Here is a 25,820-nt window from a genome sequence, read left to right on the forward strand (position 1 = left end):
CCGCAATGAACACGCCGTTTGACGAAGAACCCCATCGCCGCCCGGGCCTTTTGTCTCGGCTGCGCGCGTCGTTCCTGACGGGCATCGTTGTCATTGCGCCTGTGTGGCTGACGATCTGGCTGATCTGGTCGGTCGTGGGCTGGATCGACAGCGCGGTTCTGCCGCTGATCCCACAGCGTTTTCAGCCGCAGGAATATGTCGGAATAAACCTGCGCGGCGTCGGGGTGGTCATTTTCCTGACCTTCACGGTCATCGTGGGCTGGATCGCAAAGGGCATTCTGGGGCGGTCGCTGATACATTTCGCCGAAAGCCTGGTCAACCGGATGCCAGTGGTCCGGTCGGTTTATTCGGGGATCAAGCAAATCTCGGAAACGGTATTTGCCCAGACCGAACGCTCATTCGAAAAAGCCTGTCTGATCCAGTATCCCCGCCGCGGCATCTGGGCGATTGGCTTTGTGTCCACCACCGCCAAGGGCGAAGTCAGCGAACGCGCCGAAACGACCGGCGGATTACTCAGTGTCTTTGTGCCCACGACACCAAACCCGACCTCGGGGTTCCTGCTGTTCTTCCCGGCCGAAGATGTGATCCTGCTGGACATGTCGATCGAAGACGCCGCCAAACTGGTCATTTCCGCGGGTCTTGTTTACCCCAACGACAAGGACCCGACCCAGCCGCCCGAATGATCAGCTGAACATCTCGGGCAGGTTGACGGTGCTGCGGCTGCCCAGATCGCCTTTGTGATCGGACAGGAACCGATCTGCCGCCGCACGGCCCGCCAGTTTCAGCTTGTGCAGAACCACCGGGTTCGGAACCGTCTTGGTCGCCACCGACAGGTCGTTCATCAGTTCGTCATCGGCGATCATATGCACCAGAACGCGGCTCATCTCACCGGCTTTCAGCTTGCCCTCGGCCAGCAGACGCTGAACAAAACTGATCGCGCGCAACTCGCGAAACAGGGAAGAATTAAAGCTGATCTCGTTGATACGGTTCTGGATCTGCTGCGGTGTCTTTGGCACCTCGTCCCGCTCCAGCGGGTTGATATTCACGATAACCACATCATCGGGCAGGTCGTTGTTGAACAAGGGATACAGCGCCGGATTGCCGGTATAGCCGCCATCCCAATACGCCTCGGTACGGCCGGACCTGGGATCGAAAATCTCGACTGCCTGGAACAGATTGGGCAGGCAGGCCGAAGCCAGAATGGCGTCGGTCGAGATATCTTCGCCTGTAAATACCCGGATCTTGCCGCTGCGTACGCAGGTCGCGCAGACATGCAGGCGCGGACCTTCATCTGCGCAGATTTCGTCGAAGTTGAACCGGTCCACCACCGGCTCCAGCGGATTGCGGTAGAACGGGCCGTAAGCATAGGGCGACACCAGACGCGACCAGGCGTCGCCGACGGAAAACGGCAGAGAATATTCCATCGCCTGGGCGATCTGCGCAGGTTCGATGGCCTGCATCCAGTTGGCAAGCCGCATGTCGCCCACTGCGCCCATGCGTGACCACAATTCGTTCAGGCTGGCCCGTGCACCGTCACGGCCCGCGCGCACCATCCCCGACTTGAAGGCCGCCCCGTTCAACGCTCCGGCCGAGGTCCCGGTGATCGCGGCAACCTCGACATCGCCCTCATCCAGCAGCCGGTCCAGAACACCCCAGGTAAAGGCACCATGCGCCCCGCCGCCCTGCAAAGCCAGATTGATCCGTTTCATTGCGGGCCTCCTACATCAAAGCGCCGTCCATCCCCCGTCCACGGAAATCGTCGTGCCGGTGATCTGCGCCGCCGCATCCGAGCACAGGAAGATCGTGGTGCCGCCCAGTTGTTCGACGGTGGCGAACTCCTTGGAAGGCTGACGTTCCAGCAGGACGTTCTTCACGACGTCCTCACGGCTCATGTCGTATTCCTTCATGGTGTTCGGGATCTGCGCCTCGACCAGAGGTGTCAGCACGTAACCCGGACAGATCGCGTTGCAGGTGATCGGCTCCTGCGCGGTTTCCAGTGCCACGGTTTTGGTCATTCCGACCACGCCGTGTTTCGCGGCCACGTAAGCTGCCTTGAAAGGGGATGCCGTCAGACCGTGCGCCGAAGCGATATTCACGATCCGCCCCCAACCGGACGCGCGCATCATCGGTAATGCCGCCGCCATGGTGTGATAGGTCGAGTTCATGTTGATCGCGATGATCGCGTCCCATTTGTCGGCCGGAAACTGATCGATGGGCGCGACATGCTGAATGCCCGCGTTGTTCACCAGAATGTCGCACACGCCGGCCTGTTCGATCAGCGCGCGGCATTCGTCCCCCTTGGACATGTCGGCCTTGATGTAGCGCGCGTTGGTCCCGGTCTGCTGCGCGATTTCGGCGGCCAGCGCGTGATCTTCATCCCGGTCGGTGAATGAGTTCAGGACCACATCAGCCCCGGCCTTTGCCAGTTCCCGCGCCACGCCCAAACCGATCCCTGAATTCGACCCGGTGATGATCGCCGTTTTTCCAGACAGGCTCATGAACTCTCTCCCTCAAAAACCAGTTCGACCGCACAGTGCCATGCTGCAGTTGCAAAGGAAACGGGGAAACACCAGCCTCTGTCCGCCACGGGAAACTAAGCACAAAAAAACGCCCGCACGAAGCGGGCGTTAAGTTATTGAGGCAGGTTTCATACAGGCAAGAAACCTATCGAGCAGTGCGTCCTTTATAAGCAATTCCTTGCGTTCATCCAAGCTAAAAGTTTGATAATAGGAAAAATCATCAGTACGGTGAATCCCAACAAAATAAGGCCAGAGCAGGATTGTTTCCAAAATGCGCCCCGATTTTCTACGCCCCGTTCGTCCAGTGCTCGCGGGAATCGCTGCGGTTTTTGCCGCTGCAATCGCCCACGCAGAATTGGCTCATGGCATAGCTATGTACGGCGACCCTGCCCTACCACCGGATTTTGTGTCGCTGCCCTATGCCAACCCGGATGCCCCCAAGGGCGGCAAAGTCGTTTTCGGAAACACGGGCGGCTATAACAGCCTGAACCCGTTTGTGCAAAAAGGCACCTCTCCGTGGCAACTTAGGTTTTGGACCCACGAAGGCCTGATGGGCCGGTCCTGGGACGAACCTTTCACTCTTTACGGCCTGTTGGCCGAATCAGTCGACACCGCGCCGGACCGCTCGTGGGTGGAATTCACCCTGCGTGAAAACGCGCGATTTTCCGATGGCACGCCCGTCACGGTCGACGACGTCATCTGGTCGTATGAGACTTTGGGCACCGAAGGGCACCTGCGATATCGCGGGTTGTGGGGCAAGATCGACCGCATCGAACAAACCGGTCCCCGTTCGGTTCGGATCACCTTTAACGAGCCCGACCGCGAACTTGCACTGATCGCCGGGTTGCGCCCGATCCTGCAAAAGGCCCAGTGGGAAGGGAAAGACTTCGCCGACGCTGAACTTCACGACGTACCCATCGGAACCGGCCCGTATGTCATCGAGGATTACGAAGCCGGGCGCTATGTGAACCTGCGCCGTAATCCCGACTATTGGGGCAAGGACGTTCCGTTTCGCCGCGGCACGATGAACCTGGACGAGATGCGGATCGAGTTTTACGGCGACGGAACCGTGCTGTTCGAAGCTTTCAAGGCGGGCGAACTGACCGCCGTCCGCGAATTCAACGCCGACAAATGGAACACGCAATATAGCTTTCCCGCCGTTCAGCGCGGCGATGTGATCAAGACCGAGATTCCGCATCGCAAGCCGTCCGGGATGACGGGCTTTGTCATGAACACCCGCAAGCCGCCGCTGGATGACTGGCAGGTGCGCGAGGCGCTGATGCTGGCGTTCAATTTCGAATTCATCAATGACACGATCACCGGCGGCGCGCAGCCGCGGATCACTTCTTACTACTCGGGTTCCGATCTTGCGATGCGTCCCGGTCCGGCCTCGGGTCGGGTCGAGGAATTGTTGCTGGCCTTCAAGGACGACCTGCCGCCCGGCGCGCTCGAAGGCTATACCCTGCCCGAAGGCGACGGAACGGCCCGCAACCGGGCCAATATCCGAAAGGCGGCCAAGCTGCTGGGCGACGCGGGCTGGACCATTCAGGACGGCGTACTGCGCAATCAGGCGGGTGATGCCTTCACGCTGAACGTCCTATTGCAACAGGGCGACAGCGAAAGCGAAACCGCCATCGAGATGTTTTCCCGCGCGCTGGAACGGCTGGGTGTTCAGGTCTCGACCGAGCAGGTCGACGCAGCGCAGTTTTCGGCCCGTAACGCGGAACTGGACTTTGACATGACCTTTTTCCGACGGGCGCTGTCGCTGTCGCCGGGCAACGAACAGCGGCTGTATTGGGGCAGCGAAAACGCGGACACACCGGGCACGCGCAACCTGATGGGCGTCGCCTCGCCCGCCGTGGACGGGATGATTGACGCCATGCTGGCCTCAGAAAGCCGTGAAGATTTCGTGGCCGCCACGCGGGCACTGGACCGTGTCTTGACCGCCGGGCGCTATGTGATCCCGATCTGGAACTTTGATGTCGGGCGAATTGCCCATGCCAAAGAGCTGAAGGGGCCACAAACCCTGCCAATCTATGGCGACGGGCCAGAGTACATGCCGCAGGTCTGGTGGTACGAAGAGGATTGATCCAAGGCCCCCGGAACAGCCGCTTCCATTTGTGGCCTTTGGTGCGCCCATCCGTTCCGCTACCCGCGTTTCACTCCGCGAACTTACGAGCCCAAGGTGGTCGCGATGTCGGCGGAATTCGGCACATTTGTTGAGTTGCACCAAATATTGTGGCTCTCCCATCCGCTTCCGCCACAACTTGATCGAGAGTCAAATTTCAGGAGAATCCAAATAAACTGCCACAAGGGGCTTTACGTAAACTGTCCGCGCGGTATAGCCTGCGGGCAATTCAACCTACTGCCTGACCGGATAAATACAGCGAATTTCATTAGATAGCTTTTGATCGGGCGCCACAAACCAAGGATTTACGGACCGGCCTCCACTCACTCCAAACTCAGGTCCGTCGGCCCGTTGCGGTTCGCCCGCAGCGGGCTATTTTGACCTTACGTCAGCGCGACACCGGTGCGACATTTTGTCATGCGCGCGCACAACCGTGCCCTCCGTACCCTGTAATGAGGGCCGGGCAGCGGTGAAACCCGAATTACGGAAACCTAGCAGATGTTGAACTGGACCGATCTGACGCAAGACTGGGATGCCATGTATTCGCGCGCAAAGCGGCGTTTTCCAAATCTTCGCGATCAGGACAAGGTGCGGCTTGGCAAGGACCGGAAGCGGTTCGAAGCTTACCTGGCCGAACGCCACCACCTGACCGTGAACGAGGCGCATGAGGAACTTGAGGACTTTCTGTTCACCGAAGGGTTGAACCGAGAGTTCAGCCGGTCCTTAAGTAAGTGATGTAACCCATAGGATGGTCGCGTCCTCGTCGCTGACAGAAATCACGTTGTGCCCCATGCTGCCATCGTAATAGGCGCTGTCTCCGCGGCGCATTTCGACAGGTTCATAGAACTCGGTAAACAGTCGCACGACCCCGGTCAGCACATACAGAAACTCTTCGCCATCGTGGCGCACCCAGCCATCGAACTCGTCCATAGAGCGGGCGCGCACGCGGGCGCGATAGGGCAGCATCTGCTTTTTCGTCAGCGTCTCCGCCAGCAGTTCATGTTCGTAGGTGGCCGTGGCGTGGGCGGTGCCGGCGCCCATGCGCGTCACAGCCATACGCCCGATGACCTGATCGCGTTGCGGCGGCGTGAACAGTTGCGGCACCGAAATCTCCAGCCCTGTCGCCAACTTTTTCAGCGCGTCATAGGTCGGGGACATCTGGCCATTCTCGATCTTGCTGAGCGTCGACCGCGCCAGACCCGCCTGTGTGGCCGCCTGTTCCAGCGTCCAGTTCCGTGCCTTGCGCAATTCCCGCACACGCGCGCCCAGATCCAACGGCTCGGGTTCGGTGTGGTCACCGGAATCCCGGGCGATGCGGATCAGTGATGTCTGTTCTTGGGTGCTCATGCGCCAATCTATAGGCCCAGCCCGTCCCGCTTGCAACGCGGCAGGCACAAGGTTAGCCAGACATCATGCTTTCTGTATTCGATCAGGGCCCGCCTCCGGCCTGTCCATCGCCGTTCAATCTGGCCGCGCATGTATTGCGTCGCGTCGACCAGAACCCTGACAAGATCGCTCTGTCGGTTCTGCGGCCCAACGGTACCGAGGACTGGACCTACAGCGCCCTGCGATCTGCCGTTCTGGGAACGGCCACCGGGTTGTTACAGGCCGGGCTTGAACCGGGGGACATCGCCCTGATGCGGTTGGGAAACACGGTCGACTTTCCAATTGCCTATCTTGCGGCGATTGCGGTCGGCATCGTGCCCGTTCCCACGTCTTCGCAACTGACAATCCCGGAAACCGCGCGGATCATTCAGGACCTGAACCCGGCGGTCATATTCCGGGACCCGGCCGTAGATTGTGCCGACCACCCGTTTCAGATCGACCTGACGGATCTGAAGCGGATGCGGGACCTGCCGCCGGCGCAATTTCGGATGGGCGACCCCGAGACGCTGGCCTACGTGGTCTATACGTCCGGCACCTCCGGTAACCCGCGCGCCGTGGCCCATGCCCACCGCGCGATCTGGGCCCGTCAGATGATGGTGGAAGGCTGGTACGGGCTGCGTCAGACCGACCGGCTGTGCCATGCCGGGGCATTCAACTGGACCTATACGCTGGGCACCGGGCTGATGGACCCATGGTCCATCGGCGCAACGGCCCTTATCCCGGCCCCCGGCACCGACCCGAACGACCTGACCGAACTGCTGCGCCAACATCGCGCCACGATCTTTGCCGCGGCCCCCGGTGTATACCGCAGGATGCTTCGGACACCAGGCTCCGCCCGTCTGCCCGACCTGAGACATGGGTTATGCGCCGGTGAAAAACTGTCGCGGCATTTGCACGAGCAATGGGTCCGCTCCACCGGGACCGAGCTGTACGAGGCTTATGGAATGTCCGAGTGTTCGACATTTATCTCGTCCAGCCCCGCACATCCGGCAAGGGGCGAGGCGTTGGGGCAACCGCAGCCGGGTCGCCGGGTGGCCATACTCGGGCCCGACGGACCGGTGCCGCAGGGCCAGGAAGGTACCATCGCCATTCACCGTAGGGATCCCGGGCTGATGCTGACCTATCTGAACGCCCCCGACGAGGCGGCGGCACGCATGCAGGGTGACTGGTTTTTGACCGGAGATCAGGGTGCCATGGCCGTCGACGGGCAGATCACCTATCTGGGCCGCGACGACGACATGATGAATGCGGGCGGCTACCGCGTGTCGCCGGTCGAGGTCGAAGCCGCCCTGTCCCGCTTTCCCGGCATCGCGCAGGTGGGCGCGGCCGCGGTCGAGGTCAAACGGGACACCTTTGCCATCGCCGCTTTCTATACGGGGCCGGAAAAACTGGACGAGGCCGCCCTGCGCACCTATGTCGAAGCAAATCTGGCGCGGTACAAACAACCGCGCGCCTTCATCCACCTGTCCGAACTGCCGACCGGCGGCAACGGCAAACTCCTGCGCCGGGCGCTGCCGGCCTATTTCAAGGCGACCAACGAATGACCCAGACCGTCAAACTTGACATCATGTCCGATCCGATTTGCCCCTGGTGCTATATCGGCAAGACCCATCTGGACAAGGCGCTGGCCGCCATTCCGGATCACCCGCTCGTCATCGAATGGCATCCGTTTCAGCTGAACCCGGATATGCCGGACGCAGGGATGGACCGGCGGGAATACCTTGAACGCAAGTTCGGCGGCAAGGAAGGTGCGGTTCGCGCCTATGCGCCGGTGGTGGAACACGCGGAAAAGGCAGGGCTGAGCATAGATTTCGAAGGCATGAAGCGCACCCCGAACACGCTGGACGCGCATCGCCTGATCCACTGGGCCGGTATCGAGGGCAAGCAGAGCGCTGTCGTCGACGCCCTGTTCGATGCCTATTTCGTACAGGCCCGCGATATCGGAGATCACGAGGTTCTGGCCGACATTGCCGACAGCCAGGGCATGGATGCGGCGGTTGTGATGAAGCTGCTGAAATCCGACGCTGACCGCGACGATATCCGAAACCGCGACGCCCATTCGCGTGAGATGGGCGTGAACTCGGTCCCGACCTTCATTGTTGCGAACCAGCACGCGGTGCCTGGCGCGCAACCCCCTGAAATGTGGGAAAAGGTGATCGGCGAGATCATGTCTCAACTTGACGCTTCCCCTGCAAATTAGCACAGCCATCTGTGCATTTTGATCCCTAGCGCCGACTGACCTGCCGTGATAGCGCGATCAGGTCAGGAGGGCACTATGGCCAATCGCATGTCTCGGGGTGAATTCGTCGCGCTTATCGCAATGATGTTTGCGACAATTGCGTTTTCCATCGACTCGATGCTGCCGGCCCTGCCTGAGATCGGCGCGCAGCTGAGCCCCGGTGACGTCAACAAGGCGCAATTGATTCTGACCTCCTTCGTGCTGGGAATGGGCATCGGCACGTTCTTCACCGGACCTTTGTCCGACGCTTTCGGGCGCAAGCCGGTGATCTATGCCGGTTCGGCACTTTACATTCTTGCCGCCGCTGTGGCCTGGGCCAGTTCCTCGCTTGAGACGCTGCTGGTTGCGCGCATCTTTCAGGGCGTCGGCAGCGCGGCCCCCCGCGTGGTTGCCATGGCGATCATCCGCGACCTGTATTCAGGTCGGGAAATGGCACGTATCGTGTCTATCGCCATGATGATCTTTACGCTGGTGCCCGCCATCGCGCCCATGATGGGTGCCGGGGTCATCGCCCTGACCGGTTGGCGGGGCATCTTTGTGTCCTTCATGCTGTTTTCGCTGATCACGATTGTCTGGATGGGGCTGCGCCTGCCCGAGCCGCTTGCGCCCGAAAACCGCCGCCCGCTGCGCCTGCCGCTGATGCTGGATGCCGCGCGCCAGATGTTTGCACACCCAACGGTCCGGGTTTCGATCATGGTGCAAACGCTGTGCTTGGGGATGCTTTTCACCATGCTGACCATGGTGCAGCCGGTTTATGATGTCATTTACGACAGCGCCGACAGCTTCCCGTTCTGGTTCGGGTTCGTGGCCCTTATGGCCGGATCGGCCAGTCTGTTGAACGCGGCCCTGGTGGTCAGGCTGGGTATGCGCCGGATCGTCACCTGGGCACTGGGCGCGCAGATGGTCTTTACGTCCTCGGTCCTTGCCCTGAACGCACTGGACCTGTCGCCGGCCCTGTCCTTTGCCGTGTTCGTCAGCTGGCAGACCACCGTCTTTTTCATGGCGGGCATGACCATGGGCAATCTGAACGCCATCGCGATGGAGCCGATGGGCCACATCGCCGGCATGGCGGCTTCGGTGATCGGTGCGGTGTCGACCGTTTTGGCCGCCGCGATTGCCGCGCCAATTGGCCTGCTGTTCGACGGCTCAATCACTCCGCTCGCGGCCGGTATTCTGACCATGTGCACCCTCGGCTTCGGTCTGATGCTGCATATGGGCCGGATCGAGAACAGACTGCCTGCCTGATCTGTGCAGACCGGGTGAATCACGCTAATCTCTCCGCGAGCCGAGGGGAGGTTTTCTATGAGCGACTATTACGATCTGGGCACCTATTCCTGTCCAGTCACCACATCTTCGACCGACGCTCAGCTGTGGTTCGATCGGGGACTGGTCTGGACCTATGGTTACAACCACGACGAAGCGGTCGTCTGTTTTCAGCGCGCGCTGGAATTCGACCCTGGCTGCGCGATGGCCCACTGGGGCGTCGCCTATGCCAGCGGCCCGAACTACAACCTGCCCTGGAACCTGCGCGATGAACGCGGAAAGCAGACATCGCTGGCGCAGGCATTTGATGCCACCCAACAAGCGCTGGCACTGGCCGACGGCTGCACCCCTGCCGAGCAGGCCCTGATCCGTGCCCTGCCCGCCCGCTATCCGCAGCGTGACCCGATCCCGGACATGCACGGCTGGGACTATGACTTCGCCGACGCCATGCGGGCCGCTTTTGCGGTACAGCCCGATCATCTGGACCTGCGCACCATCTATGTCGAGTTGCTGATGAACCTGACACCCTGGCAGATGTGGGACCTGAGAACCGGCCAACCCGCCGAAGGTGCCGCAACGCAAGAGGCCCAAGAGACGCTGGAAGACGCGATGGCCAATGATCCGGCCGCGATGACACATCCCGGTCTGCTCCACCTATACGTTCACCTGATGGAGATGTCGCCGACCCCGGAAAAGGCGCTGAAAGCCGGGGACGTTTTGCGCACTCTGGTGCCCGATGCCGGCCACCTGGTGCATATGCCCACCCATATCGATGTGCTCTGTGGCCACTATCACAACGTCGTTTACTGGAACGAAAAGGCCATCGAAGCCGACCTGAAATATTACGAGCGCGAAGGCGCCTTCAACATCTATACGGGCTATCGCCAGCACGATTATCACTTTGTCATCTATGGTGCGTTGTTTCTGGGCCAGATGGAACCGGCCCTGCGCGCCAATCAGGGCCTGTGGGACACCACACCCGAGGATATGCTGCGGGTCGAAAGCCCGCCGATGGCCGACTATTTCGAAAGCTACATGTCCATGGGTCCCCACATCCTGATCCGCTTTGGCCGGTGGGAAGAGGCGAAGGCGCTGCAGGTGCCAGATGACCCCGACCTTTACCGTACCCTGACCGCAACAACGCATTACGCCCGTGCGGTTGCGCTTGCGGCCACCGGTCTGGTGGCCGAGGCCGAAGCGGAAGAACAGCTATTCCTGTCCGCCATGGCCTGCGTGCCCGAAACCCGGCTGCTGCACAACAACCGTGTCATCGACCTTCTGGAAATCGCCCGGGAAATGCTGCGTGGTGAGATCGAATACCGCAAGGGCAATTTTGAACTGGCCTTCGGTCACCTGCGCCGCTCGGTCGAACTGGATGACACATTGCCGTATGACGAACCCTGGGGCTGGATGCAGCCCACCCGTCACGCGCTGGGGGCGCTGCTGTTCGAGCAGGGGCATGTGGCCGAGGCCGAGGCGGTCTATCGCGAGGATCTGGGCCTGGGCGGCACGCTCAGCCGGGCCTCGATCCACCCCGACAATGTGTGGAGCCTGAAGGGGCTCTATGACTGTCTGAAATCGCGCGGCGACACAGTTGAAATCCGGCAGGTCGAACAAAGGCTGGATCTGGCGCTGGCCCGGGCCGACCGGGCAGTCGGCGCATCCTGTTTCTGCGCGCAGGCCGCGATGAGGGCCGCTGAATGAAATACCTTCTGTTCGCGGCGGCTGTTCTGGCAGCGCCCGCTCTGGCGGACCGCCAGACCTTTCCGCCCGTCGACGAGGCTGGGCGCGACCCGTCGCTAGTGGCCTTTCGCGCTGAGTTGCTTGCCAACGTGGCGGCGCGGGACGTCGAAGCGGTCGTTGCATCTGCGTGCCTTGACATCTACCTGAGCCATGGCGGCAACGGTGGCCCAGCGGAGTTGCGCGAATACCTGACTGCAAACCCCGAAACCCTAACCGAACAGGATCGGCAAAACACGCACGGCTATCAGGACTTCTGGGCGGCGCTTGAACACACGCTCTCGCAGCCCGGGTATTTTGACGACGAGGGCGAGTTCTGGATGCCGCATCAGTGGCGGATCGCCCTGCCCGCCTCGCTGGACCCTTTCACGGCCTTTTTTGTGACCGGCAAGGATGTGACCCTGCGCCGATCCGCGGATCGCGGTGCGCCGATTCTGGCCCTGATCAGCCACGAAGTCGTCATCATACCCGACTATCAGGAAGCCACCGACTATCAGGGTGTCATTCTGACGGACGGCACCCGGGGCTTCATGCACAGCGATTTTCTGTGGTCCATGGTCGGCCACCGCGCCGCGCTGGTGAAATCAGACGCGGGCGCGTGGCAGCTTTGTACTTTTGTCAGCGGCGATTAGGTTTTCGCCTTTTTCTTTTCGGCCACGACTTTTTCGGCCAGATCGCGGGCGATGGCAAACGCGCCCTTGATCTTGTCGCTGTCCTTTTTCCAGTCGCGCCGCACGACGATTTTGTTGTCCTTGACCTTGGCCAGCCCGCGCTGGTTCTGGATGAATTCAACCAGCCCCTGAGGTGAGGCAAACTTGTCATTGTGGAACTGGATCGTCGCGCCCTTCGGGCCACCATCCAGTTTTGCGATCCCGGCCCGTTTGCACATGGCTTTGATGCGAACGACCAGCATCAGCGTGTTCACCTCTTTTGGCAGCGCGCCAAAACGGTCGATCAGCTCGGCTGCGAACCCTTCCAGCTCGACCTTGGTCGAAAGCGACGAGAGGCGTCGATAGAGGCCAAGGCGCACGTCAAGGTCGGGCACGTATTCCTCGGGGATCAGCACCGGCACGCCCAGATTGATCTGCGGCGCCCACTGATCGTCGGCATCCGACAGCCCCTCCATCTCGCCCGCCTTGATCTTGGCAATCGCCTCTTCCAGCATCGACTGGTAGAGTTCATAGCCCACGTCGCGCATCTGGCCGGATTGTTCTTCGCCCAGCAGATTGCCCGCGCCACGAATGTCCAGATCCTGCGACGCCAGAGTGAACCCGGCCCCGAGCGTATCGAGCGAGCCCAATACCCGTAGACGTTTCTCGGCTGTCGCCGTCAGTTTCTGGCGTGGTTTCGTGGTCAGATAGGCATAGGCGCGCGTTTTCGACCGCCCCACCCGACCCCGGATCTGGTAGAGTTGTGCGAGGCCGAACATGTCCGCCCGGTGCACGACCATCGTGTTCGCCGTCGGGATATCCAACCCGCTTTCCACAATCGTCGTGGCCAGCAATACATCATACTTGCCGTCGTAGAACGCGTTCATCCGGTCGTCGAGCTCTCCCGCCGCCATCTGGCCATGCGCCACGACATAAGTCAGTTCCGGCAGTTGATCTTTCAGGAATTCTTCGATGTCTGGCAGGTCTGAGATACGGGGGACGACATAGAAACTCTGCCCGCCGCGATAGTGTTCACGCAACAGCGCCTCGCGGATCGTAACCGCATCGAACTCACTGACATAGGTGCGGATCGCCAGCCGGTCGATGGGCGGCGTACCGATGATCGACAGATCCCGAACGCCTGTCAGGCTCAGTTGCAGGGTTCGCGGGATCGGTGTTGCGGTCAGGGTCAGGACATGAACGTCCGAGCGCAGCTGTTTCAGGCGTTCCTTATGCGCCACGCCGAAATGCTGTTCCTCGTCGATGATCAGCAGGCCCAGATTGTTGAACCGGATGCCCTTGGCCAGCAGCGCATGGGTCCCGATCACGATATCCACCGTGCCGCGCGCCAAACCATCCCGGGTCTGTTGTGCCTCTTTGCCCGAGACAAACCGCGACAATTGCCGAACCTCCAGAGGGAACCCCCGGAACCTGTCCCGGAAAGACGCCGCGTGCTGCCGAGCCAGCAATGTGGTTGGCGCGACGACGGCAACCTGCACCCCGGACATGGCGGCGACGAAGGCCGCGCGCATGGCGACCTCGGTCTTGCCAAACCCTACGTCACCGCAGATCAGACGATCCATCGGCGCGCCGGAATGCATGTCGCCCATCACTTCCGAGATTGCGCGCAACTGATCGTCGGTTTCCTGATAGGGAAAACGGGCGCTGAACTCTTCCCACGCGTGGGGCGGCGGGTCCATGACCGGCGCTTTGCGCAGGGCGCGTTCAGCGGCGATGCGGATCAGCTTGTCCGCCATCTCGCGGATGCGCTCTTTCAGCTTGGCCTTTTTGGCCTGCCACGCGCCGCCGCCCAGACGATCCAGCAGCCCTTCGTCGTGGCCGTATTTGGACAGCAGTTCGATATTCTCGACCGGCAGATACAACTTGGCCTGTTCGGCATATTCCAGCAGCAGGCACTCATGCGCCGCGCCTGCGGCGGTCACGACCTCCATCCCCTGATAGCGGCCGATCCCGTGATCCACATGGACCACCAGATCACCGGGGCTGAGCGATTGGGTCTCGGTCAGGAAGTTCTCGGCCTTGCGGCGTTTCTTGGGCTGGCGGATCAGGCGGTCGCCCAGAACGTCCTGCTCGGCAATCACTGTCAGGCCGGGCGTTTCAAACCCGTGCTCCAGCGCCCAGACCGCCAGATGCAACCCGCGTTTACCGATGCGCGTGCCGTCCCTGACGGGGATGGCTTCGGCCAGCCCCTCATCTTCGATCAGCCCGGTCAGACGTTCCCGCGCGCCTTCGGAGTAAGACGCGATCAGGACCGGCCCCTTAGCCATCTTGTCGGTGATATGGCTGGCGAGCGCGCCGAACAGACTGATGCTCTCCTGCTGACGCTCAGGGGCAAAATTGCGTCCGATCCGCCCGCCCGCATCTATGACGCCGGGGCCGCTGGCCTGCGGTAAGGGGCTGAATTGCAGCACTCGCCGATCACCCACTGCCTGGTCCCATGCGGCATCGTCGAGATACAGCAACCCGGGCGGCGTGGGCTTGTAGACCGTATCCATGCGCGAGCGGTTTTCCAGCGCCAGCCGTCGCGTTTCGTACTGATCCTCGATGCTGTCCCATCGGCCCAGCCGCGCGGGTGTGACCTGATCATCCAGCGAAATCGCGGCCCCGGGAAGATAGTCAAACAGCGTCTCTAGCCTGTCATGGAAGAACGGCAGCCAGTGTTCGATACCCTGATGCTTGAGCCCTGCGCTGACGGCTTCGTAGAGCGGATCGTCGGTACCGGCGGCACCGAATTCTATGCGGTAGTTTTGCCGGAACCGTGTGATGGCCGCTTCGTCCAGAATGACCTCGGACACAGGGGCGAGTTCTACCAGATCAAGCTTTTCGGTCGTGCGTTGCGATACCGGATCAAACCGCCGGGCACCGTCCAGCACATCGCCGAACAGGTCCAGACGCACCGGTCCGGACTCGCCCGGGGGGAAGATATCTATGATCCCGCCGCGAATCGCGTAATCACCCGGCTCCATCACGGTCGGGCTTTGGGTAAAGCCCATGCGCACCAGAAAATTCCGCAGCGCGGTTTCATCGACGCGATGGTTTACGCGGGCGGTAAATGCGGCCTCTTTCAACACCTCGCGCGCCGGAACCCGCTGGGTCGCGGCGTTCAAAGTGGTCAGCAACACAAAGCGATCCGGCATCTGGTGCACCAGCGCCGCCAGCGTGGCCACCCGTGCCGCTGCAATGTCCGCATTGGGCGAAACCCGATCATAAGGCAGACAATCCCAGCCGGGGAAAACGAACACCGGCATGTCCGGCGCAAAGAAGGCCAGCGCGGCGCGCATTGCCTCCATCCGCTTGTCATCCCGCGCGACATGACAGACCGGCCCGCCGGACCAGGCGACCTCGTTCAGGACCAGCTGTGCGTCAAACCCCTCGGGGGCGCCGCCGACAGTTACGTGGTTCGGAGCCGTCATAACTTTGCCTTTCCGAATTTTCTAACCCAGAGCACCAATGGAAAAGTTCTGGTACATGCCCCAAAGCGACGTGATCAAAATCGAAATCATACCTATGATTTGCGTATAAATCCGACAGCGCGTCAGAATTTTGCTCACGATGTCCAGCGTCCCGTCGCAGTGCCGCAGTTTTCGCGCGGCGGACAGGTTGATCAGCATCACCAGACACACCGGAAACAACAACAGAAACACCGCCTGCGCAAACTCGACCCCGTAATAGAACCCAAGGGTTGCCAGACCGGTGAAGAAGAAACAACTCAGCCCCAGAATGGCCAGCCCGGCGACATTGGCGATGTACAGCAGGCGGTTTCCGTTGATGCGCACGATATCCATCAGGTCCTGTTCGGCCTGCCCGCCGACGCGCCGTGCGCGCACTACCAGATCATATGGCACGCCCATCGCCCAGTGGCTGGCCGACGACCACAGAACCGCCAGCACGATCCAATACCACAGATTCGAAAAGCTGCGCATGTCGATGATTTCGAAAATCGAAGAGTATAAGTCCAAGCGTCAGCCCTTTATTCACTGTCCTGAGGGGCCTTCTTTGCGCAGCCGCGTCCATCGTTACCCTTGAGAACACCGGGAATTCATGCCACCCAATGCGCGAATATTCAAGGAGAGCGCGACATGAAACCGACCATTGCCCCCTATCCCATGGCTCGCTTCCGCAGGGCGCGTCAGTCGCAGGCCGTTCGGGGCCTTGTTCGGGAAAACACGCTGACGACGGATGATCTGATCTGGCCGGTCTTTGTGCGGGACGGTGAAGGCGTGGAAGAGCCGGTGCCGTCGATGCCCGGCGTCATGCGCCGGTCGGTTGACCTGATCGCCAGGGCAGCCGTTGAAGCTCAGGCCCTTGGCATCCCGGCGATCTGCATCTTTCCCTACACCGATGCCAGTCTGAAAACCGAGGATTGCGCCGAGGCCTGGAACCCCGACAACCTGTCCAACCGCGCCATTCGCGCGGTAAAGGCGGCCGCGCCGGACATTGCGGTCATGACCGATGTCGCGCTGGACCCTTACAACATCAATGGCCATGACGGCTATGTCGTCGATGGCGAAATTGTGAACGACCAGACCGTCGAAGCTCTGGTCAAGATGACACTGGCACAGGCCGAGGCCGGGGCCGACATCATCGGCCCCTCGGACATGATGGACGGCCGGATCGGCGCGATGCGTCAGGCATTGGAATCGGCGGGGCACCGGAACGTGATGATCCTCAGCTATGCCGCGAAATACGCCAGCGCCTTTTACGGTCCGTTCCGCGACGCGGTTGGCGCGTCCGGCGCGCTGACCGGTGACAAGAAGACCTATCAGATGGACCCGGCCAATTCGAACGAGGCGCTGCGCCTGATCGAACGCGACCTGACCGAAGGTGCCGATATGGTGATGATCAAACCCGGCATGCCCTATCTGGATATCTGCCGTCGCGTGAAGGACACCTTTGGCGCGCCGACCTATGCCTATCAGGTGTCGGGCGAATACGCGATGGTGCAGGCCGCGGCGCAGAACGGCTGGATCGACGGAGAAAAGGTGATGCTGGAAAGCCTGCTGGCATTCAAACGCGCGGGATGTGATGGCATCCTGACCTATTTCGCCCCACAGGTCGCCCGGATCCTGCAGGGCTAAAACCCGATATTGTCGCAATTTTTCGCCGATTGTGATCAGCGCGTCCGCAGCTTTCCCGTGACACAGGGGCGCAATCGGCGTATTCTTGCACATAAGATCGGGATCACCCGGCACTTCAGGCAGTTATACAGAGAAAAAACATGAGCAGTTCCAATTCCCCCCGACTGAGCCGGCGTGGCTTTGCGTTTGGCATGGCTGGTCTGACCGTCACCGCAGCCTGCGGCAACGGCGTCGGCAATTCCAATGCGGCCATGATCGACGCCCGCGTCGACGCCACACTGACCGAGATGTACAGCTCGTACCCCAACACGGTCGAGATCGCCAACAAGGCCAATGGCATGCTGGTAATGCCGCTGATCACCGAGGCCGGGTTTATCTTCGGTGGCGCCTATGGTCAGGGCGCGCTGCGCATACAGGGCGCGACGGTCGATTACTACTCAGCGGTATCCGGCAGCGCCGGGCTGCAGATCGGTGCCCAGCAATATGCGCATGTCCTGTTTTTCATGACGCAGGACGCGCTCAACGATTTCCGCCGGTCCAACGGTTGGACCGCCGGGGCCGATATCGGCTACGTCGTCGATGCAACGGGCGAGTCGCTGTCGACCGACACGACAACCCTGCGTTCGCCGGTTCTGGCGGCCGTCTTTGGCCAGGCCGGCCTGAAATTCGGCGCGACGGTCGAGGGCACCAAATACACACGGATCATTCCTTAGCACCGGATTACCACACCCTCGCGCACGGCCCCGCCACAAGTTCCGACTGTGGCGGGGTTTTTCGTTTATGGCGCTGTAAACATGAATATTCCGGGGCTGTTCCTCTTTCGGTCGGCACGGCCATCCACTAGTCTTGGCGCAACCGGAATTAGATCAGGATTGTGGCCACAAATGGGATTCGTATTTCGCTGGCTTGTGCGTATAACCTCGGGCCTGATCCTGCTTGCGCTGGCCGCCGTGGCCCTGGTTTACTTTCTGGCCAGCCAGTCCCTGCCCGACTATGACCAGACCGTCGAAGTCAAAGGTCTACGCGCCCCGGTCGAGATCATCCGCGACACCGCAAATGTTCCCCATATTCTGGCCGGAAACGACCCTGATGTCTTTTTTGGTCTGGGCTATGCGCATGCTCAGGACCGGCTTTGGCAGATGACCGTCATGCGCCGCACCGCGCAGGGTCGCCTGTCCGAGGTGTTCGGCGCACGAACCGTCCATATCGACAAGCTGCTGCGACGGCTGGATCTGTACGGGCTGGCCCATCGCTCGGTCGAGGTGCAGGACGATTACACCAAAGCCGCGTTGCGCGCCTACTCTGCCGGGGTGAATGCGCGGCTGGATGAGATCAACGAGATGGCCCTGGGCCGCGGCGCGCCCGAGATGTTTCTGTTCAACGCGCCCGTGTCTCCGTGGCAACCCGGCGACAGCATCGCGGTGATCAAACTGATGGGCCTGCAACTGTCCGGCCATCTGCAGGACGAAGTGCTGCGTGCCCGAACGTCGCTGATGCTGAACGACCCGGTCAGGCTGGCCGACATTCTACCCAATGTGCCGGGTCCCGGCATTGCGGCCCTGCCGGAATACGCCGCCCTGTTCCCCAACCTGCCCCGCTTTGCACGGGGCACGCCAATGCCCGACAGCCCGTTGTCGCCCTTCCCGAAACGCGGTCTGGCCGGTGCGTCGAACGCCTGGACCGCCGCGCCGACACGCTCGGCCAGCGGCGGCACTTTGTTGGCAAATGATCCGCATCTGGGCTTTACCGCGCCGGGGGTCTGGTATCTGGCAAGGCTGGAGCTGGCCAAAGGGGGCGTCATCGGTGCGACCATTCCGGGCATCCCTGCGGTCATGACCGGGCGCAGCGACCGGTTGGGATGGGGGCTGACATCCTCGTATCTGGATGATCAGGATGTGCATATCGAACGGCTGAACCCCGACAATCCCGAAGAATACCTGACCCCTGACGGATTCAAACAGTTCCGCACCCGCCCCTCGATCATCGAAATCAAGGACGAGGCGCCTATCACGCTGACGCTGCGCTGGACGGAAAACGGCCCCGTCCTGCCCGGCAGCCACAATGATCTGGAAACGATCACCCCACCGGGCCATGTCGCGTCCCTGTCATGGACCGCCCTCAGCCCCCGCGACACGTCGATGACGGCGTCGATGGCGCTGATGAACTCGGACACCGTCCGACAGGCCATCGTGGCCGGCGAAGACTTTATCTCTCCGTCACAGAACCTGTCGCTGGTCGACAAGGACACCATCGGCATGAAGCTGATCGGTGCCATGCCCAAGCGGGACCTGCGCAACCAGAGCCGGGGCCGGATTCCAACCCCCGGCTGGCTGGCCGAAAACCTCTGGCAAGGCCGCCTGCCTTATGCCGACAACCCCGAATTCGTGGCACCCGCGGGCGGAATTCTGGGCAACACCAACAACAAGGTCATCGACCGCCCCTTCCCCGAACACGTGTCCTATGAATGGGGCGACACTCAGCGCGTGCACCGCTGGGAACGCCTGATGCAATCGCGCGAGGTGCATACCCGCGACAGCTTCATCGAGGCGCAGCTTGACACCGTCAGCTTCACCGCGCGCTCGCTGCTGCCGCTGATCGGCGCTGACCTTTGGTTTACCGGAGCTTCCGCGCCCGAAGGAACGCCCGAGCGCCGCCGTCAGGTGGCGTTGTCCCTGCTGGCCGAGTGGAACGGCGAAATGAACGAACATTTGCCCGAGCCGCTGATCTATGCCGCCTGGCTGCGCGCGCTGCAAATCCGCCTGATCTCGGACGAGCTTGGCCCGCTGGCGGCGGAATACAAACATGTCGAGCCGCTGTTTATCGAACGCGTCTACCGCGACATCGACGGCGCCTCGGTCTGGTGTGACGTCCGCCAGAGCGCCCCGACCGAGACCTGCACCGACATGGCAAGGCTTGCGCTGGATGACGCGCTGATCTGGATTTCCGAGCACTTTGGCGGCGCGTTGGAATCCCTGCGCTGGGGCGACGCGCATCAGGCCACGCATGACCACCCGGTTCTGGGTTCGGTTCCGGTGCTGCGCTTCTTTGTCAACATCCGGCAATCGACCAGCGGCGGAGACAACACTCTGCTGCGCGGGCGTACCTCGGGCGAAGGGCCCGATCCGTTCCAAAATGTACACGGTGCAGGGTATCGCGGCGTCTATGACTTTGCCGACCCGGACAGTTCGGTATTCATCACCGCCACCGGCCAGTCGGGCCATTTCCTGTCACGCTATTATGACGATCAGGCGCAGCTATGGCGGCGGGGGGAGTACATCCCCATGTCGCTTGACCTTGATCTGGCCCGCGCGGCTGCCGTTGGTGTGACGAACCTGATCCCGCGCTGACTTCGCCGGCTCGGCAGGACCTTGCCCCTTTTTCAAGCCGCCGTGGACGACCACCGGTGTTTTCGCCTACGATCTGTAGGCCGACGATCTGGGACCGGGGAGCAAAAATGGCTAGTATTCGGGATAGGCTGAACAATCTCGCTCGGGACTATGCAATCGCCTGGAGCTCGGGTGATGCAAACGCTGTCGCCGAATTCTTTGCACCCGACGGGCAGATGATCATGAACCGAACGGAAACGTTGCAGGGTCGCGCGGCGATCGCCGAGATGGCGCGCGGGTTTCAATCAGACTTCCCCGATCTGGAATTGCGTTGCGATATGATGCGATGGGCCGGCAGCCACGCGATCTTTGTCTGGACCTTTGAAGGCCATCACGCGCAGACCGGCAATCACGTGGTCACACGCGGCTGGGAAGAGTGGGAATTGACGGCAGATCACAAGGTCCAGTCGTCGCTGGGCTGGTTTGACGCCGACGACTATCAGCGGCAGATCGACGGCAAGTAAGCCGAGCGACCTAGCCTTTGGTAATGGTGTACTCGCGCGGGATGCCTTGGGTCACTGCGAACCACGGGGATGCCTTCGTGCGCGCCTGATGCGCGTCGAAGGCGGCCTGGCTTTCAAAAACTTCGCTGACGTTGAATTGCCCGGGAATTTCCGCATCCTCTGCGACCTCAAAGGAAACACAACCCGGCTCGGCCCGCGTCAGCGCGATATGTTCCGGCAACGCGGCCCGAACCTGCGCCAACCGGTCGGCAGGCACAAGGATGCGCCCATGCAAATACACCTTGCCGCTGTCCTCCATCGCCATTGGCAATTCCCTTTCAGGCAGATCAGATAGTCGCAAATTGCGCTGCTTGTTTGTCCGTCCAAAGAACGGTGATCTCAAACCCGTCTTCTGTCTGCTTTTCCGAACGCACAACATCCTGGCGGAACAGCCACGCGCGCTTGTTGCCGTCGGCAAACCCCAAACTCAGCGTCGTTTCATGGCGGGCGCCCTGCAACCGTGTCGCGATTTCGGAAAGCAGAGGTTCGACACCCTCGCCCGTCACCGCCGAGATGGCAAAGATCGACGGGTCCCGGTCGGCGCGCGCCAATGCGGCCTCGCGCTCGTCCGGGTTCAGCAGGTCGATCTTGTTCCAGACTTCCAGCCGTGGCCGGTTTTCATCCACGCCCAGCGAGGTCAGGATGGCCTCGACATCCTGTGCCTGCGCCTCGGATTCCTCGTGGCTGATATCGCGCACATGAACGACGATATCCGCGCCCAGCACCTCTTCGAGCGTGGCGCGAAACGCCGCGACCAGTTCGGTCGGCAGGTTCGAGATAAACCCCACGGTATCCGACAGGATCACCTCGGGGCCGTCCTGCAGTTCCACCCGGCGCATGGTTGGGTCCAGCGTGGCAAACAGCATGTCCTTGGCCATCACCTCGGCCCCGGTCAGGTGATTGAACAGAGTGGACTTGCCGGCGTTCGTATAGCCCACCAGGGCCACAATCGGATAAGGCACCTTGGCCCGCGCCGCCCGGTGCAGGGTGCGCGTCTTGACCACCTTTTGCAGTTGTCGGCGCAGACGCACCAGTTGTTCGTCGATCGCGCGGCGGTCAGCCTCGATCTGGGTTTCACCGGGACCACCGACAAACCCCAATCCGCCCCGCTGACGCTCAAGGTGGGTCCAGGCGCGCACCAGACGCGTGCGCTGATAACTCAACGCGGCCATTTCCACCTGCAACACACCCTCGCGGGTGCGGGCGCGATCGCTGAAAATCTCAAGAATCAGGCCGGTGCGATCAAGGATTTTGACCTTCCACGCCTTTTCCAGGTTGCGCTGTTGAACGGGGGTCACCGGCCCGTCGATCAGAACAAGTTCGATCTTGTTGTCATGCAGCCGTGCAGCAAGTTCTTCGATCTTGCCGCTGCCGAACAGCAGCCCGGGCTGGGCGCGCGGAAGGCGCACGATTTCGGACCCGATCACATCCAGATCGGGCAAGGCGGCAGCCAGTGCCACCGCCTCTTCCAGCGCCGGTTCAGGGACACGGCGCTGTTCATCTGATTTGATTTCAGGATGCAGCACCCAAGCCCGGGTGTGCATCCGTTCATGTTCCATCAAGAGGCGTCTTCGCCCTCATACAGGTTGATCGGCTGCGACGGCATGATGGTCGAAATCGCGTGTTTGTAGACCAGCTGCGACTGTCCGTCGCGGCGCAACAATACACAGAAATTGTCGAACCAGGTGATCACACCCTGCAATTTCACGCCGTTGATCAGGAAAATCGTGACCGGGACTTTTGCTTTCCGTACATTGTTCAGGAACGCGTCCTGCAAATTCTGTCTGTCCGAAGCCATATTTTTATAATCTCGCCATTGTTCTTGCTACGCGCTGCGGACCAACGCGCTCCCTCCGGGTGAGTATGGAGTGTCGTTAACCGAGTTTCCAGATGAAAAATCAGTCAATTCGCGCATGTTGGCCCTCAATCCCGCCAGAGCGTCGGTGTAATCAACGCAATGATCGCCAATGTTTCCAACCGGCCGATCACCATCGCCGCGCACATGGTCAGCTTTGCGCCTGCGGACAGATCAACCAGCCGGATGGGAACATCGGTAGCCAGTTCGATCAGCGGGCCGGTCGTGCTCAGCGCGGCAACGCTCAGCACCATGGCCTCTTCGAACCCCGCCCCCATGGCCGCAAGAAGGACGTTGAACACGGCCGCAGTCAACGCAAACATCATCAGGAAGATCCACGCGATGAACGCGCCGTCGCTTTGGATCCGTCGGTTGCCGCCGCCCGCGCCGCTGACAGAGGACGGATAGATCAGCCGGTCAATCTCGCGCGCGCCGTTCAGGTACAGCGCGAATACGCGCAACAGTTTCACCCCGCCCGCTGTTGTCGCTACGCCGCCGCCGATCAGGGCCAGGCCCATCAGGATCAGCCCCGGCGTTCCCAAGCCCGACAATTGCTGCGCGTCATTCCAGTTGGCGCTTTCAAACCCGGCCGTGGTCAGAAACGACAGGACCGTAAAACCCATGCCCCAGATGACGTGCAGCGCCTGAAGCGGCTGGACCTGTCCACCAATTTCCTGAACCCCCGCCAGAACCCGGAAGAACAGCAACAGGGCAACGCCGGCCACGATCATCAGACCAATGCGAAATTCGGGGTCCTTGTCCAGCCGCGAATACCCGGTTGTCGCGGTATCCGTAGAAAAGGTCAGCCGGGACAAGGCAAAGAACAGGAATAGGAACAGGATGGCCTCGCCCGTGATGCCCGCCTTCGCCCCTTCGAGGCCACCAACCGGGGAAATGCCGGATGTGGCCATCGTGGACATCGCATGACACACCGCCGTCAGCCCGTCTTCGCCGGCAATCAGCAGCAGCAACCAGATCACCGCTGTCAGACCTGCGTAGATCGGCGTCAGCGCGCGGGTCACCCGGATCAGCCGCCCGCGCGGGTCAACCTTTTCGCTTTGCGCCACGCCCGACACCGGGCGCCCGGGTTGGCCGCGCGCCGTCACTTCGAACCCGCCCAGAGACAGCGGCGCCAGAATGGCCGCAGCCGATATCCACATCAGCAGGCCGCCTATCCACCCCACCAGAGCCCGCCACAGATGCAGCGGCGCGGACAGGCGGTTCGGATCGGGGAACATATCGGCCCCGGTCGTCGACAGGGCACTGACCATATCGAAATACGCGTTCAGGTAAGTGGTATTCCCCAGCGCATCGTGCAGCGGAATGGCAAGGAACAACGGCAATACCGTGAAACACCCCAACAAAACCGCCAACTGGCCCAACGTGCCCCGGCGCGGTTGCCGGTTCGAGGTTGCCAGCGCGATTGTCGCCACCACGAACAGCCCCAACAATCCGGAATAGAAAAACGACCGCGAGGTATCGTGATCATCCAAAGCGAGCGCATAGATCGCCGGAATCCACATCGACAGCGCGACAATGCCCCAGATCAGCAGAAACAGAGGCAATCGCCTCAGAAGCCCGACCTGTTGTGTCCGCGCGCGTGCCATCAGAAGAAATCGATCGAGACCTGCATCAACCGTTCGACCTCGGGCACGTCCTTGGCCATGGCAAATATTGCCACTACGTCCTTTTCTTCGATCCGCAGACTGCCGGTCGGGCGCAGCAATTCGTCACCCTTGCGAACCGCGCCGACCAGAACGCCTTCGGGGAAGTCGATATCGCGCAGCCGTTGCCCGGCCATGGGCGAGGTAGACAGAACTTCGGCCTCGATCACCTCAGCCTCGGCATCGCCAATGGAATAGACCTGACGCACCCGCCCGTGGCGAATGTGGCGCAGGATCGAACTGACCGTCGTTGCCCGCGGGTTGATATAGGCGTCGATCCCCAGAGGACCCATCAGCGCCACCATGCTGGGATCGTTGATCAGCGCAATCGCCAGCGCACAGCCTTCGGCCTTGGCGCGCACCGCAGCCAGCATGTTGGCACGGTCGTCATCGGTTACCGCCAGCATCGCGTCTGCCCGTTCGATCCCGGCCTCACGCAACAGCGCCGCATCCAACCCGTCGCCGTTCAGAACGATGGTCCGCTCCAGCGCCTCGGCGGCCAGTTCGGCGCAGCGGCGGTCGCGCTCGATGATCTTGGCCCGCACCCGGCTTTCACGTTCTTCCAGCGTGCGCGCGACCTCAAGCCCGACATTGCCGCCGCCCACGATGACCACGCGATCCTGTTTCTTCTGTGTCTTGCCAAAGACCTCCATCGTGCGATCCACGTCTTTGACGTTGGTAAAGACATAACATTCGTCGCCGACAAACAGCTGATCCTCGGATTCCGGCGCAAACAGGGTCCCCTCGCGCCGTACGCCGACGACAATCGAACTGAGGGTCGAAAACAGATCCGTCAGCTGTCGCAGCGGGGTGTTGACGATGGGGCAGTCTTCTTCGATTCGAATGCCCAGCAACTGGGCCTTGCTGTCCATGAACATCTCGGTGTCAAAAGCCGAGGGCGCGGACAGACGGCGCATCGCGGCGGCGGCGACCTCCCTCTCGGGGCTGATCACCACGTCGATGGGCAGGTGGTCGCGGCGGTAGAGATCGGAATGGATCGCCTCAAGATACGATTTCGAGCGCAGGCGGGCGATCTTGCGCTGAATGGAGAACACCGAATGCGCCATCTGACAGGTGACCATGTTCACCTCGTCCGAATGGGTCGCGGCGATGATCATGTCCGCATCGCGCGCGCCTGCCCGGTTCAGAACGTCGGGATAGCTGGCGAACCCGGCAATCCCCTGAACATCCAGCGTTTCCGTCGCCCGGCGTACCAGATCGGGGTTGTTGTCCACCACGGTGACGTCATTCAGTTCGCCCGACAGGTGCCGTGCAATCTGCCAGCCAACCTGACCGGCACCGCAAATGATGACCTTCATGTTATTGGCCCTTCTGTCTGAAATCTTTGAATGACAGATGCCCCCATAGCGGTCAATTGAATTGTCATA

The 25,820-nt window shown here is 61.3% G+C and carries 22 protein-coding genes; 12 read left to right on the forward strand and 10 right to left on the reverse strand.

All coding sequences use genetic code 11. From position 1 onward, the window contains the following. Positions 1 to 5: 5 nt before the first annotated feature. Positions 6 to 683 carry a DUF502 domain-containing protein gene (locus tag ACXAC3_RS13660; protein ID WP_475161073.1) on the forward strand — a complete coding sequence of 226 codons (678 nt, stop codon included), beginning with the start codon at positions 6 to 8 and terminating at the stop codon, positions 681 to 683. Here the strand turns inward: ACXAC3_RS13660 and ACXAC3_RS13665 are convergent, their stop codons facing one another. Then, on the reverse strand, positions 684 to 1,709 hold the full coding sequence (locus tag ACXAC3_RS13665; protein WP_475161077.1) for a patatin-like phospholipase family protein: 1,026 nt from the start codon (positions 1,707 to 1,709) through the stop codon (positions 684 to 686). It abuts the gene before it with no gap. Positions 1,710 to 1,724: 15 nt separating this feature from the next. Beyond that, on the reverse strand, positions 1,725 to 2,498 hold the full coding sequence (locus ACXAC3_RS13670; RefSeq protein ID WP_475161080.1) for a 3-hydroxybutyrate dehydrogenase: 774 nt from the start codon (positions 2,496 to 2,498) through the stop codon (positions 1,725 to 1,727). 292 nt (positions 2,499 to 2,790) lie between these two features. Here ACXAC3_RS13670 and ACXAC3_RS13675 point away from each other — a divergent pair, with 292 nt between their 5' ends. Together ACXAC3_RS13675 and ACXAC3_RS13680 are read left to right on the forward strand one after the other, a co-directional pair. Next, entirely contained in the window at positions 2,791 to 4,608 is a 1,818-nt protein-coding gene (locus ACXAC3_RS13675) for an extracellular solute-binding protein (protein ID WP_475161082.1), read from the forward strand. A gap of 537 nt (positions 4,609 to 5,145) precedes the next feature. Next, positions 5,146 to 5,382, forward strand: a complete 237-nt coding sequence (locus tag ACXAC3_RS13680; protein ID WP_475161083.1) for a hypothetical protein — start codon at positions 5,146 to 5,148, stop codon at positions 5,380 to 5,382. On the opposite strand, the gene ACXAC3_RS13685 is transcribed toward ACXAC3_RS13680, so the two are convergent. After that, positions 5,371 to 5,994, reverse strand: coding sequence for a helix-turn-helix domain-containing protein (locus ACXAC3_RS13685; RefSeq protein ID WP_475161085.1), 624 nt, complete (start codon positions 5,992 to 5,994; stop codon positions 5,371 to 5,373). The genes ACXAC3_RS13680 and ACXAC3_RS13685 overlap by 12 nt on opposite strands. A 65-nt stretch (positions 5,995 to 6,059) precedes the next feature. On the opposite strand from ACXAC3_RS13685, the gene ACXAC3_RS13690 reads away from it, so the two are divergent. From ACXAC3_RS13690 to ACXAC3_RS13710, 5 genes are all read left to right on the forward strand, one after another. Continuing rightward, positions 6,060 to 7,577, forward strand: a complete 1,518-nt coding sequence (locus ACXAC3_RS13690; protein WP_475161090.1) for a class I adenylate-forming enzyme family protein — start codon at positions 6,060 to 6,062, stop codon at positions 7,575 to 7,577. Next, positions 7,574 to 8,233 (forward strand): DsbA family oxidoreductase, encoded by a 660-nt coding sequence (locus ACXAC3_RS13695; RefSeq protein WP_475161095.1) that lies wholly within the window; start codon positions 7,574 to 7,576, stop codon positions 8,231 to 8,233. Before ACXAC3_RS13690 ends, ACXAC3_RS13695 begins: the two co-directional genes overlap by 4 nt. 75 nt (positions 8,234 to 8,308) lie before the next feature. After that, the gene (locus ACXAC3_RS13700; protein WP_475161099.1) at positions 8,309 to 9,517 is read left to right on the forward strand and encodes a multidrug effflux MFS transporter; all 1,209 of its coding nucleotides are present in this window, start codon (positions 8,309 to 8,311) and stop codon (positions 9,515 to 9,517) included. A gap of 57 nt (positions 9,518 to 9,574) precedes the next feature. Further along, complete coding sequence (locus ACXAC3_RS13705; RefSeq protein WP_475161102.1) at positions 9,575 to 11,239, forward strand: tetratricopeptide repeat protein; 1,665 nt, start codon at positions 9,575 to 9,577, stop codon at positions 11,237 to 11,239. Beyond that, a complete protein-coding gene (locus ACXAC3_RS13710; RefSeq protein ID WP_475161107.1) occupies positions 11,236 to 11,907 on the forward strand; it encodes an SH3 domain-containing protein in 672 nt (223 codons plus the stop codon). Before ACXAC3_RS13705 ends, ACXAC3_RS13710 begins: the two co-directional genes overlap by 4 nt. Here ACXAC3_RS13710 and mfd read toward each other — a convergent pair. Next, positions 11,904 to 15,359 (reverse strand): transcription-repair coupling factor, encoded by a 3,456-nt coding sequence (mfd, locus tag ACXAC3_RS13715; RefSeq protein ID WP_475161110.1) that lies wholly within the window; start codon positions 15,357 to 15,359, stop codon positions 11,904 to 11,906. The two genes, ACXAC3_RS13710 and mfd, sit on opposite strands and share 4 nt — an antisense overlap. A gap of 21 nt (positions 15,360 to 15,380) precedes the next feature. After that, positions 15,381 to 15,905, reverse strand: a complete 525-nt coding sequence (locus ACXAC3_RS13720) for a component of SufBCD complex (protein WP_475161113.1) — start codon at positions 15,903 to 15,905, stop codon at positions 15,381 to 15,383. Positions 15,906 to 16,025: 120 nt separating this feature from the next. Between ACXAC3_RS13720 and hemB the strand changes: the two genes are divergently transcribed. From hemB to ACXAC3_RS13740, 4 genes are all read left to right on the forward strand, one after another. Next, positions 16,026 to 17,024, forward strand: coding sequence for a porphobilinogen synthase (gene hemB, locus ACXAC3_RS13725; protein WP_475161116.1), 999 nt, complete (start codon positions 16,026 to 16,028; stop codon positions 17,022 to 17,024). Between the two features lie 140 nt (positions 17,025 to 17,164). Next, positions 17,165 to 17,737, forward strand: a complete 573-nt coding sequence (locus ACXAC3_RS13730; protein WP_475161118.1) for a lipid-binding SYLF domain-containing protein — start codon at positions 17,165 to 17,167, stop codon at positions 17,735 to 17,737. Between the two features lie 171 nt (positions 17,738 to 17,908). Further along, positions 17,909 to 20,371: a penicillin acylase family protein gene (locus ACXAC3_RS13735; protein WP_475161122.1), complete on the forward strand. Its 2,463-nt coding sequence runs from the start codon at positions 17,909 to 17,911 to the stop codon at positions 20,369 to 20,371. 107 nt (positions 20,372 to 20,478) lie between these two features. Then, the gene (locus tag ACXAC3_RS13740) at positions 20,479 to 20,874 is read left to right on the forward strand and encodes an SgcJ/EcaC family oxidoreductase (protein WP_475161126.1); all 396 of its coding nucleotides are present in this window, start codon (positions 20,479 to 20,481) and stop codon (positions 20,872 to 20,874) included. A 10-nt stretch (positions 20,875 to 20,884) separates the two neighbouring features. Here ACXAC3_RS13740 and ACXAC3_RS13745 read toward each other — a convergent pair whose 3' ends face one another. The 5 genes from ACXAC3_RS13745 to trkA all read right to left on the reverse strand — a co-directional run bounded on the left by ACXAC3_RS13745 (position 20,885) and on the right by trkA (position 25,751). Next, positions 20,885 to 21,178: a putative quinol monooxygenase gene (locus tag ACXAC3_RS13745; protein ID WP_475161127.1), complete on the reverse strand. Its 294-nt coding sequence runs from the start codon at positions 21,176 to 21,178 to the stop codon at positions 20,885 to 20,887. Between the two features lie 22 nt (positions 21,179 to 21,200). Then, positions 21,201 to 22,472 carry a GTPase HflX gene (gene hflX / locus ACXAC3_RS13750; RefSeq protein ID WP_475161129.1) on the reverse strand — a complete coding sequence of 424 codons (1,272 nt, stop codon included), beginning with the start codon at positions 22,470 to 22,472 and terminating at the stop codon, positions 21,201 to 21,203. Further along, positions 22,472 to 22,711: an RNA chaperone Hfq gene (hfq, locus tag ACXAC3_RS13755; protein WP_005982826.1), complete on the reverse strand. Its 240-nt coding sequence runs from the start codon at positions 22,709 to 22,711 to the stop codon at positions 22,472 to 22,474. The genes hflX and hfq overlap by 1 nt, the downstream gene beginning before the upstream one ends. A 125-nt stretch (positions 22,712 to 22,836) precedes the next feature. After that, on the reverse strand, positions 22,837 to 24,375 hold the full coding sequence (locus tag ACXAC3_RS13760; protein ID WP_475161134.1) for a TrkH family potassium uptake protein: 1,539 nt from the start codon (positions 24,373 to 24,375) through the stop codon (positions 22,837 to 22,839). Then, on the reverse strand, positions 24,375 to 25,751 hold the full coding sequence (gene trkA / locus ACXAC3_RS13765) for a Trk system potassium transporter TrkA (RefSeq protein WP_475161137.1): 1,377 nt from the start codon (positions 25,749 to 25,751) through the stop codon (positions 24,375 to 24,377). The genes ACXAC3_RS13760 and trkA overlap by 1 nt, the downstream gene beginning before the upstream one ends. Positions 25,752 to 25,820: the final 69 nt, after the last annotated feature.

The organism is Ruegeria sp. ABV4_181 (assembly GCF_056158465.1).

Bases quoted from the DNA above. Each gene is read 5' to 3' on its own strand.
- ACXAC3_RS13700 (WP_475161099.1), top strand. From the start codon at position 8,309: ATGGCCAATCGCATGTCTCGGGGTGAATTCGTCGCGCTTATCGCAATG.
- ACXAC3_RS13685 (WP_475161085.1), bottom strand. From the start codon at position 5,994: ATGAGCACCCAAGAACAGACATCACTGATCCGCATCGCCCGGGATTCC.
- hfq (WP_005982826.1), bottom strand. From the start codon at position 22,711: ATGGCTTCGGACAGACAGAATTTGCAGGACGCGTTCCTGAACAATGTA.
- ACXAC3_RS13660 (WP_475161073.1), top strand. From the start codon at position 6: ATGAACACGCCGTTTGACGAAGAACCCCATCGCCGCCCGGGCCTTTTG.
- hemB (WP_475161116.1), top strand. From the start codon at position 16,026: ATGAAACCGACCATTGCCCCCTATCCCATGGCTCGCTTCCGCAGGGCG.
- ACXAC3_RS13695 (WP_475161095.1), top strand. From the start codon at position 7,574: ATGACCCAGACCGTCAAACTTGACATCATGTCCGATCCGATTTGCCCC.
- ACXAC3_RS13680 (WP_475161083.1), top strand. From the start codon at position 5,146: ATGTTGAACTGGACCGATCTGACGCAAGACTGGGATGCCATGTATTCG.
- ACXAC3_RS13670 (WP_475161080.1), bottom strand. From the start codon at position 2,498: ATGAGCCTGTCTGGAAAAACGGCGATCATCACCGGGTCGAATTCAGGG.
- ACXAC3_RS13710 (WP_475161107.1), top strand. From the start codon at position 11,236: ATGAAATACCTTCTGTTCGCGGCGGCTGTTCTGGCAGCGCCCGCTCTG.
- trkA (WP_475161137.1), bottom strand. From the start codon at position 25,751: ATGAAGGTCATCATTTGCGGTGCCGGTCAGGTTGGCTGGCAGATTGCA.
- ACXAC3_RS13665 (WP_475161077.1), bottom strand. From the start codon at position 1,709: ATGAAACGGATCAATCTGGCTTTGCAGGGCGGCGGGGCGCATGGTGCC.
- hflX (WP_475161129.1), bottom strand. From the start codon at position 22,472: ATGGAACATGAACGGATGCACACCCGGGCTTGGGTGCTGCATCCTGAA.
- ACXAC3_RS13690 (WP_475161090.1), top strand. From the start codon at position 6,060: ATGCTTTCTGTATTCGATCAGGGCCCGCCTCCGGCCTGTCCATCGCCG.
- ACXAC3_RS13675 (WP_475161082.1), top strand. From the start codon at position 2,791: ATGCGCCCCGATTTTCTACGCCCCGTTCGTCCAGTGCTCGCGGGAATC.
- ACXAC3_RS13760 (WP_475161134.1), bottom strand. From the start codon at position 24,375: ATGGCACGCGCGCGGACACAACAGGTCGGGCTTCTGAGGCGATTGCCT.
- ACXAC3_RS13740 (WP_475161126.1), top strand. From the start codon at position 20,479: ATGGCTAGTATTCGGGATAGGCTGAACAATCTCGCTCGGGACTATGCA.
- ACXAC3_RS13745 (WP_475161127.1), bottom strand. From the start codon at position 21,178: ATGGCGATGGAGGACAGCGGCAAGGTGTATTTGCATGGGCGCATCCTT.
- ACXAC3_RS13705 (WP_475161102.1), top strand. From the start codon at position 9,575: ATGAGCGACTATTACGATCTGGGCACCTATTCCTGTCCAGTCACCACA.
- mfd (WP_475161110.1), bottom strand. From the start codon at position 15,359: ATGACGGCTCCGAACCACGTAACTGTCGGCGGCGCCCCCGAGGGGTTT.
- ACXAC3_RS13735 (WP_475161122.1), top strand. From the start codon at position 17,909: ATGGGATTCGTATTTCGCTGGCTTGTGCGTATAACCTCGGGCCTGATC.
- ACXAC3_RS13730 (WP_475161118.1), top strand. From the start codon at position 17,165: ATGAGCAGTTCCAATTCCCCCCGACTGAGCCGGCGTGGCTTTGCGTTT.